Raw genomic sequence first — 9,307 nt, 5'->3', positions numbered from 1 at the left:
GTCCGGTTGTGGGGGCGTGAGCCGCATGGATGCGGCGACCGAGTTTACATGGACGTACTTGCAGCGTCCCCCGCAACCGGACCCACCCCGCCATCCCCCAGGAACCCAGCTTTTGCTCCGGCTGTTGCTTCGGCTCTGGCTCTGGCTCTGGCCTCTGCAGGTGCCGGGTGCAACCCGGCCGATACCCTCCCAGTGCTAGGCTGTGGCTACCGACAACCACGGAGGCGGGATGGGGGCGATCGTGTTGTTGCCGCTGTGCGTGGACGATGCCGCGCTCGACCGCTGCCTGGCCGCGCTGGATGCCGGCACCGCGCCGGGAACCGCGGTCTGGCTGGCCGATGACGCGCAGACCGGCCCGCGTGCGCAGGCGGTGGTGGAGCACTGGTTGGCGCATACGCCATTGCAGGCCGAATACACCCGCCGCGCGCGGCCGTTGGGCGAGGTCGCCCATCTGGATGAGATGCTGCGCGCCTGCGAGGGCATGGACGTGGCGGTGCTGGCGCCGGACAGCGTGCCCGCGCCGGGCTGGCTGCAGCAGCTGCAGGATGCCTTCGCCCGCGACGCCGCCATCGCCACCGCAACCCCGTGGTGCAATGCCGGCGAAACCGCTGCATGGCCGCGGCTGGGCGAAATCAATCCCGAACCGGAGGACCCGGCGCTGCTGGCACACACCTGTGCCACGCTGCCGGTGCTGCATCCGGAGCTGCCCTCGGCGGTCACCCACGCGGTACTGGTGCGCGGCAACGCGCGTCGCCGCGCCGGCGGCCTGGACGTGGACAGCTACGCCGGCTGGAACGCGGCACTGGTGGACCTGAGCCTGCGCATGGCTGGCCTGGGATGGCGCAACGTGCTGTGCGAGACCGCCTTCGTCAGCCGGGCAGGGGAGGCGGTCAGCCGTGATGGCGATCTCGAGGCCCTGGCCGCGCGCTGGCCGGGGTGGGTGCCACGGTTGGCTGACTTCCTCATGCACGATCCGTTGCATGGCCTGCGTGCCGATCTGCAGCAGCGCATGCGGCAGGCGATAATGCCGAAGGAACAGGGTGACCTGTTCGTCTCGTCTTCCGCGCCGGAGCCTCCTGCTTGAATGTTGCCATTGCCGCCATCGTCGTCACCTACCAGAGCGGCAGCACCATCGACGCCTGCCTCTCGCGTCTGCGCCAGGCGCAGGACGTGGCCGAGATCCGGGTGATCGACAATGGCTCGATGGATGGCACGCTGGATATCGTGCAGCGCCATGCCAGCCACGACCCGCGCGTGCGTTTCGTCGGCAATCCGGACAATCCCGGCTTTGCCGCCGCCAACAACCAGGGCGTGGCCGATTCGCACAGCCCATGGCTGGCCTTCATCAACCCGGACCTGATGGTCGAACCGGAGACGTTGGCCGCACTGCGCAGCCGCGCGGAAGGACTGGGCGACTGCCTGCTCGGTGTCGAGCAGGTGGACGAGCAGGGCCATGCCGACGAAGCCGTGCGCCGCCGCGACCCGGATTTCCTGATGATGCTGCGCTCGCCGGGCAAGGGCTCGAAGCTGGCGGTGCCGCGTGACCCGCAGCAGGCGCTGCAGCGGGTGCCGGCGCTGTCCGGTGCGCTGCTGATGATGCCGCGTGCATTGTTCGACTGCATCGGAGGTTGGGACGCCGGCTATCGCCTGCATGCCGAAGACCTGGACCTGTGCCGGCGTGCACGCGAAGCCGGAGCAGTGGTGGCGATCGCCAATGACCTGCAGGTCACCCACGTTCGTGGCGTCTCCAGCCGCTCGCGGCCGTTCTTCGTGGAATGGCACAAGCACAAGGGCCTGTGGCGCTATTTCCAGAAGTTCGAGGCCAGGCAGCGTTCGCTGCCGGTGCGGGTAGCGGTGTGGGGCGCGATCTGGGCGCACGCGCTGATGCTGGTGCCGAAGCTGCTGCGCAGGGCGCTGTAGCGCCGAGCCCACGCTCGGCTCAGGCAACACATCCAGCCGAGCGTGGGCTCGGCTCTACGGAGGGCGGGCGCGCCCACGGTTCACTCCGCCGGGCGCATAATCCGCCCCATGCCTATCATCCAGTCCCTGCTCGACACCGACCTGTACAAGTTCACCATGATGCAGGCGGTGCTCCACCAGCACCCCGGCGCCCAGGTGCAGTACCGGTTCAAGTGCCGCACGCCCGGCATCGACCTGGCCCATTACATCGACCAGATCGACGAAGAGATCGACCACCTGTGCAGCCTGCGTTTCAGCGACGCGGAGCTGGACTACATGCGTGGCCTGCGCTTCGTGAAGCCGGACTTCGCCGATTTCCTCGGCCTGTTCCACCTCGACCGCAAGTACATCCAGCTGCGCGCGTCGGAGACCGTGCCCGGCGAGATCGAACTGGACATCACCGGCCCCTGGCTGCACACCATCCTGTTCGAAGTGCCGCTGCTGGCGATCATCAACGAAGTCTGGTTCCGCAACACCACCACCGCCGACTTCGCCGAGGGCGAGCGCCGCCTGCAGGCCAAGGCCGCGCTGCTGCGTGATACCCCGGGGTTCGAGCAGTGCCGCATCGCCGACTACGGCAGCCGCCGCCGCTACTCGCGTGACTGGCATGCCCGTCTGCTGCCGCTGCTGCGCGATGCGCTCGGCCCGCAGCTGGTCGGCACCAGCAACGTGCACTTCGCCCGCCTGTACGGCATGACCCCGCACGGCACCATGGCCCATGAGTACCTGCAGGCGTTCCAGGCGCTGGGCCCGCGCCTGCGCGATTCGCAGGTGGCGGCACTGGAGTCGTGGGCACGCGAGTATCGCGGCGACCTCGGCATCGCGCTGTCCGACGTGGTCGGCCTGGATGCGTTCCTGCGCGACTTCGACATGTACTTCTGCAAGCTGTTCGACGGCGTCCGCCATGACTCCGGCGATCCGTTCGACTGGGGCGACCGCATGCTGGCGCACTTCCAGCAGCGCCGGGTGGATGCACGCAGCAAGGTGCTGGTGTTCAGCGATGGGCTCGACATCGCCAAGGTGATGCGCCTGTACGACTACTTCCGTGGTCGCTGCCAGGTCGCCTTCGGCGTCGGCACCCACCTGACCAATGATCTGGGGCCAACGCCGCTCAACATCGTCATCAAGATGGTCCGCTGCAACGGCCAGCCGGTGGCCAAGCTCAGCGATTCGCCGGGCAAGAGCATGTGCGACGACCCGGGCTACCTGGCCTATCTGCGCCAGGTGTTCGAGCTGCCGCCGGCGTAAACACGTCGGCTTACAGGTAGTCGACCACCACCAGGTAGGCGCCCTGCAGCGGCTGCTGCTTCGAAGCCTGCACGCTGTAACGCTCGGAGAAGGCGATATCGCCGGCGCGCATCGCGCTGGCCGACACCGACAGCTTCTGGCCCTGGCGCTTGCCGTCGCGCAGCGTCGCGGCCTGACCATCGGCCAGCGCCGTCACGGCCACCGTCGAGCCCTTGGCCGAGGGCGGGCAGGCGGCCAGGCTCAGCTCACCCTGGGACAGGTTCGTCGTGCAGCCCGGCTCGGCGATACGGCCGCTGAAACGGATGCTGCCGCTGCTGGCCTGGGCCAGCGCACTGACGGACATCAGGGCCACACACAGCAGAATGGAGTTCCTCATGACACGTTCTCTGGTTCGGTGTGTCCTAGTTAGCGACAGGTTCGATCCGTCTTTAATAGGACAAATCCGAATCTGCTAGGGCCATCACCAAGAAAGAGTGATGCGCATCAAATAAGGCGATTTCCACCTGAAAAAAGCCTGTTTTCGCGCATGCCGAACGCGCCACGGGAAGCGTCATGCAGGGTCGTTTGTGACCTGATCGCCTTGCCGTCAAATCCCCCACGCCCGCCGGGCTCTCATTCCGCTTACCACGTCACATTTGAGGCGTCAATGAATTGGCGTTCAGAAAAATAATGAGACTTTCATCACAGTTGTGCCTATACTTGCGTCACGGATTCAGGGGAAGGTATGTCCGAGTCCGGCCACAGGTGAGACGCAAGGATGGGTCTTGATAGCCCGGCAGTGCTCCTTGCTTCCTCCTCTACTTCTCATCTCTTCAGTAGGGTTAGGTAAAAGCGAATGCACAAGATCAATATCATCGCCGCTCTGATGCTGGCCGCCGCTCCGCTGGCCGCCAACGCCGCCGACGGCACCATCACCTTCAACGGCAAGGTGACCGACAAGACCTGCACCATCTCGACCCCGGGCGGCAAGGACTTCTCCGTCAACCTGCCGACCGTGTCCAAGAACACCCTGGCCGCCGCCGGTAACGTTGCCGGTCGCACCCCGTTCGCCATCAACCTGACCAAGTGCAGCGCCGGCAACGTCGCGACCTACTTCGAGCCGGGTTCGACCGTTGACTTCAACACCGGCCGCCTGCTGAACCAGGCTTCGGCCAACGCTGCCACCAACGTGCAGCTGCAGCTGCTGGGTTCGAACAACCAGGTCCTGCCGATCAAGGCTGCAGGCGCTGGCCAGGCCCAGACCAACTCGCAGTGGGTCACCGTCGGCACCGACGGCTCGGCCGATCTGAACTACTACGCTGAGTACTACGCCACTGCCGCCGCCACCCCGGGCGACGTCACCAGCAGCGTCAAGTACACGATCATCTACAACTGATCGTAGTCGTACCCGCACTGGCCGGCGTACGCGCCGGCCAGTGCCTCGCGGCCCCTGGCCACATACCTCGAGCGTAGTACTTCCGATGAAAGCATTCTTTCCCCGGGCGCTGCTGCTGGCAGCGTTCACGCTGCCCTTCTGCCAGAACGCTCTGGCCGGCGTGGTGGTCAATGGCACGCGAGTGATCTATCCGGCGCAGGCGCGCGAAGTCACCGTGCAGGTCGACAACGTGGGCGATTCGCCGGCGCTGGTGCAGGCCTGGATCGACAGCGGCGACGCCAACCAGACCGCCGATACCAGCGATGCCCCGTTCGTGCTGACGCCGCCGATCGCGCGCGTCGAGCCGGGCCGCAGCCAGGCGCTGCGACTGATCTTCTCCGGCGCGCAGCTGCCGACCGACCGCGAGTCGGTGTTCTGGCTCAACGTGCTGGATGTTCCGCCGTCCCCGGACAACGCCGACAGCGGCGAACAGAATTACCTGCAGGTCGCGTTCCGTTCGCGCCTGAAGCTTTTCTACCGGCCGCAGGGCCTGAAGGGCGTCGCCAACGACGCGCCGGCAGCGCTGCGCTGGACCCGCACGGGCGACCGTCTGCGGGTGGAAAACCCGAGCCCCTTCCACGTCACTCTGGCCGAAGTACATGCCGTGACCGGCAGCAGTGAAAAGGCCGTCGAGGACAAGGGCGCGATGGTCGCGCCGAAGCAGAGCCTGGAGTTCGCCGCACCGGCGGGCACCGACCAGGTCCGCTTCATCACCATCAACGACTACGGCGGCCGGGTGGAACACACCATCCGCCTCGGCAGCACCGGGGGCTGAACGCGCCGCGCCGGCCTTGGGCCTGCGCATCCCGCCACCGCCGCTGTGCGGCGAATTGAAGGAATGTCAGTGTGATCGGAAACAGATTGACATTGTCGATCCATCAGGCGCTTTGCCTGTTGGTTGCTGGCGTGGCCTGCCCAGGATGGGCGCTGGCTGCCCCGGCCAATCTCGGCGAACAGGCGCTGATGGCGCAGAGTGGTGCGGCCAATGCGCGTGCACCGGAATCGGCCCAGTTCAACTCCAGCTTCCTGTCTGGCCAGGCCAAGCAGGTCGATCTGGCGGCCTTCAGCAACGGCAACCCGATGGTGGCCGGCAACTACCGTGTCGACGTCTACGTCAACGGTGCCTGGCAGGGCCGTCGCGATCTGCAGTTCAAGGCCGATGCGCAGGGCCGTGTCGACGCCTGCCTGCCGCTGCCGATGCTGGAAGAAATGGGCGTGGACAGCGAAGCCGTGCTGCTGCAGCAGGATCCGTCCGTGCCGACCGACAAGACCAGCTGCGTGCCGGTCCAGCAGCGCATGGCCAATGCCTATGGTGTCTATGACAGCGGCAACCTGCGCTACGACCTGAGCATCCCGCAGGTGTTCCTGCGCCGTGAGGCACGCGGCTACGTCAACCCGGCGCTGTGGGACCGCGGTATCAATGCCGGCTTCGTCGGCTACAGCTTCAATGCCATCGACAGCGACAGCCGTGTCGAAGGTGGCCAGCGCAACCGCAGTGCCTACCTCGGCCTCAACGCCGGCATGAACCTGGGTGGCTGGCAGTTCCGCCACGATTCGAACCTGACCTGGTCCGAGGGCGATGGCCGCCATTGGCAGAGCATCGCCACCTATGCGCAGCGCGGCATCCCGCAGGTGCGCGGCATGCTCACCATCGGTGAGGCCTACACCACCGGTGAACTGTTCGACTCGATCGGTTACCGCGGTGCCAGCCTGGCCAGCGACGACCGCATGCTGCCCGATTCGCTGCGCGGTTACGCGCCGGTCGTGCGCGGCATCGCCGAGACCAACGCACGCATCGAAGTACGCCAGAACGAGCAGCTGATCTACTCCTCCACCGTGTCGCCGGGCAGCTTCGTCATCGACGACCTGTACCCGACCGGCTACGGCGGCGACCTGGAAGTGAGCGTGATCGAGGCCGATGGCCGCCGCCGCGAATTCAAGGTTCCGTTCGGTTCGGTGCCGCAGATGCTGCGCGAAGGCGTGTCGCGTTACTCGCTGACCGCCGGCCAGGTGCGCAACAAGCTGCTGGCCGATGAGCCGTGGCTGGTGCAGGGCACCTACCAGCGCGGTATCGGCAACCAGCTGACGCTGTACGGCGGCAGTGCACTGAGCGACGGCTACCTGTCGCTGCTGTACGGCGTCGGCCTGTCCACGCCGGTTGGCGCGTTCGCCGCCGACGTCACCCACGCACGTACGACGTTCGACCACTACGGCAACCACACCGGTGCCAGCGTGCGCTTGAGCTACAGCAACATGATCGGCGAGACCGGGACCAACCTGACCCTGGCCGCCTACCGCTATTCGACCGAAGGCTTCTACAGCCTGCAGGACGCGCTGTATGGCCGTGATTCGGACAAGCGCGGCATCGATCCGACCACCCGTGGCCGTCAGCGCAGCCAGTTCCAGGTAACGCTGAACCAGCCGCTGGGCCGTCGCGGCGGCGCGCTGTACGTGACCGGCTCGGTGCGTGACTTCTACGACCGCCCCGGCACCTCCAAGCAGTATCAGGTGGGCTACAACAACGCCTGGCGTTCGGTGAACTACGGCTTCTCGGCGCTGCGCACCGAAGAGGGCGTGCTCGGCCGTTCCGATACCCAGTACCTGCTGTCGATGAGCGTGCCGCTGGGCCGGGGTTCGCACCCGGTGTCGTTCAGCGCCGACCTCGGCGTGCGCGAGCGCGGTGGCTACGACAACAGCCGCGTTGGCATCACCGGTTCGACCGGCATCGACAACAACTTCAGCTACGGTGTGGCGCTGTCCGACTCCCGCGAAGGTGGCACCACCGCGGTGGGCAGTGCGGAATACCGCAGTCGCTACAGCGCGTTGAACGCGACCTACAGCCACTCGCGCGATTTCCGCCAGGCGTCGGTCGGTGCCAACGGCAGCGTGGTCGTGCATCCGGGTGGCTTCACCTTCACCCCGCAGCGTGGCGACACCATGGTGCTGGTCGAAGCGCCGGGCGCACGCGATGCGATCGTCAGCAACGCCCCGGGCCTGCGCGTCGACGGCCGCGGCTACGCGGTGGTCCCGTACGTGTCGCCGTACCGCCTCAACACCGTCACCCTCGACCCGCAGGGCATGGCCCACGACGTCGAGCTGGAAAGCACCAGCCAGTCGATCGCGCCGTTCGCCGGTGCCATCAGCTACCTGCGCTTCGATACCCGCAAGGGCAACGCGCTGCTGATCCAGGTGCGCAACCCCGATGGCCGTACCATGCCGTTCGGTGCGCAGGTCAAGGACGAGCAGGGCCAGCCGGTGGGCATGGTCAGCCAGGGCGGCCGCCTGTACGTGCGCAGTGACAAGAACCAGGGCAGCCTGCTGGTGGAGTGGGGCGCGGGCGCCGACCAGCGCTGCACCGTTGATTACCAGGTACCGGCAGGCGCCGATGCGTCCAAGACCGGCTTCATCCCGCTGGAGGCAGCATGCCGATGATTTCTTCCCGTGGCCGCAAGGCGTTGGCTGCCATGGCCGTGCTCGGTGGCGTGTTGCTTGCGCAGCAGGCCAGCGCCGCGTGCCGTATCAGCTCAAGCTGGTTCACCGCACAGGACGTCACCATGGACATGGGCCAGATCGTGATTCTGCCCAGCACGCCGGTCGGCGGCGTGATCAAGGAGATCAGTGAGTCGATCACTCAGCGAGATCGGGTTGCCAGCTGTGACTGGAGCGGTGGTCGTTCGATCGGTGAATACGTCAACGCGGCGCAGAAGCGCCCGGTGCCCGGTTTTGCGAATACCTATGAAACCGATGTCCCCGGTGTCGGCATCAAACTGTTCCGTGATTCGGGATCGATCCAGGTCTACTACCCCCATCAGCTGAGCTTCGGCGGTGGTAGCAGTGTTACGTTGATCGGGGGTCGCTTCCGCATCCAGTTGATCAAGACTGCCGCACAGACCGGCTCGGGCGTGATCGCGCCGAATGGTCGCTTCACTACGTATTACTTTGATGGTGACGGTGCCAGCAAGCCAGTGCTGACCTCGACCTTCAGGGGCTCGGGCACCACCGTGGTCAGCCCGACCTGTGAAGTGCAGGCCGGCAGCCGCAACATTGCTGTCGATTTCGGCAGCGTGCCCAACACCACCTTCACCGGTGTCGGTTCCAAGGCTGTCGATCGCGATTTCGAGATCCGCCTGAACTGCCAGGGCAGCAATGTCGCGCAGTATCAGAGCAAGATCGGTATCCGCCTGGATGCCGACCAGGACAGCTCGAACATGCCGGGCGTGCTGAAGCTCAGCGCGGCCACCAACAGTGCCACCCGCATCGGCATCCAGATGGTCCAGCGTGATGGCAGCACCGAGCGCGAAGTGCGTTTCGGCCAGACCGTCAACGTCGGTACCACCACGCCCGGCACCAGCACGATGACCTTGCCGCTGCGCGCGCGTTACGTGCAGACCCAGGCCGGCACGGTGGGTGCAGGTGTCGCAAACGGCCAGGCTACCTTCACCATCCAGTACGAGTAAGTCGGCCGCAGGCCGTGCCACTGCTGCGTTCCACCGCAACGTCGCCCGTTCCACGGGCGGCGTTGACTGCGTCTTGATCTTCCAACGATGAAGATCAATACCACGACGCGCGTACCATCATTCGAATGTGATGTACGTCGCGATTTTGGAGTTTCCTCATGAGGTGACCGTCTCCTGCCTGCGGGTGTTGGACGGGAACGCCGAAAGGATCCAGACGTGGCTACAGCTC

8 protein-coding genes are annotated in these 9,307 nt (G+C 66.0%); 7 read left to right on the top strand and 1 reads right to left on the bottom strand.

Translation table 11 applies throughout. The features are described from left to right. Positions 1-229 precede the first annotated feature (229 nt). From ABE423_RS13275 to pncB, 3 genes are all read left to right on the top strand, one after another. Positions 230-1,084, top strand: a complete 855-nt coding sequence (locus tag ABE423_RS13275) for a glycosyltransferase (RefSeq protein WP_032128059.1) — start codon at positions 230-232, stop codon at positions 1,082-1,084. Beyond that, positions 1,081-1,920 carry a glycosyltransferase family 2 protein gene (locus tag ABE423_RS13270; protein ID WP_032128058.1) on the top strand — a complete coding sequence of 280 codons (840 nt, stop codon included), beginning with the start codon at positions 1,081-1,083 and terminating at the stop codon, positions 1,918-1,920. The genes ABE423_RS13275 and ABE423_RS13270 overlap by 4 nt, the downstream gene beginning before the upstream one ends. 108 nt (positions 1,921-2,028) lie before the next feature. Beyond that, a complete protein-coding gene (pncB, locus tag ABE423_RS13265; RefSeq protein WP_125894930.1) occupies positions 2,029-3,207 on the top strand; it encodes a nicotinate phosphoribosyltransferase in 1,179 nt (392 codons plus the stop codon). A gap of 10 nt (positions 3,208-3,217) precedes the next feature. Here pncB and ABE423_RS13260 read toward each other — a convergent pair whose 3' ends face one another. Continuing rightward, complete coding sequence (locus tag ABE423_RS13260; protein ID WP_014645902.1) at positions 3,218-3,583, bottom strand: hypothetical protein; 366 nt, start codon at positions 3,581-3,583, stop codon at positions 3,218-3,220. 459 nt (positions 3,584-4,042) lie between these two features. Here ABE423_RS13260 and ABE423_RS13255 point away from each other — a divergent pair, with 459 nt between their 5' ends. From ABE423_RS13255 to ABE423_RS13240, 4 genes are all read left to right on the top strand, one after another. Beyond that, positions 4,043-4,582, top strand: a complete 540-nt coding sequence (locus ABE423_RS13255) for a fimbrial protein (protein WP_032128057.1) — start codon at positions 4,043-4,045, stop codon at positions 4,580-4,582. Positions 4,583-4,667: 85 nt separating this feature from the next. Next, a complete protein-coding gene (locus tag ABE423_RS13250) occupies positions 4,668-5,396 on the top strand; it encodes a molecular chaperone (RefSeq protein ID WP_032128056.1) in 729 nt (242 codons plus the stop codon). Between the two features lie 92 nt (positions 5,397-5,488). After that, on the top strand, positions 5,489-8,053 hold the full coding sequence (locus tag ABE423_RS13245; RefSeq protein ID WP_125894950.1) for a fimbria/pilus outer membrane usher protein: 2,565 nt from the start codon (positions 5,489-5,491) through the stop codon (positions 8,051-8,053). Next, complete coding sequence (locus tag ABE423_RS13240) at positions 8,044-9,078, top strand: fimbrial protein (RefSeq protein ID WP_125894928.1); 1,035 nt, start codon at positions 8,044-8,046, stop codon at positions 9,076-9,078. Before ABE423_RS13245 ends, ABE423_RS13240 begins: the two co-directional genes overlap by 10 nt. Positions 9,079-9,307: the final 229 nt, after the last annotated feature.

The organism is Stenotrophomonas sp. TWI1409, assembly GCF_039673015.1.
In the GTDB taxonomy this organism is placed as follows: Bacteria; Pseudomonadota; Gammaproteobacteria; order Xanthomonadales; family Xanthomonadaceae; genus Stenotrophomonas; species Stenotrophomonas maltophilia_A.
The sequence above is the reverse complement of the archived record's forward strand: the minus strand, read 5'-3'. Positions and strand labels throughout refer to the sequence as shown.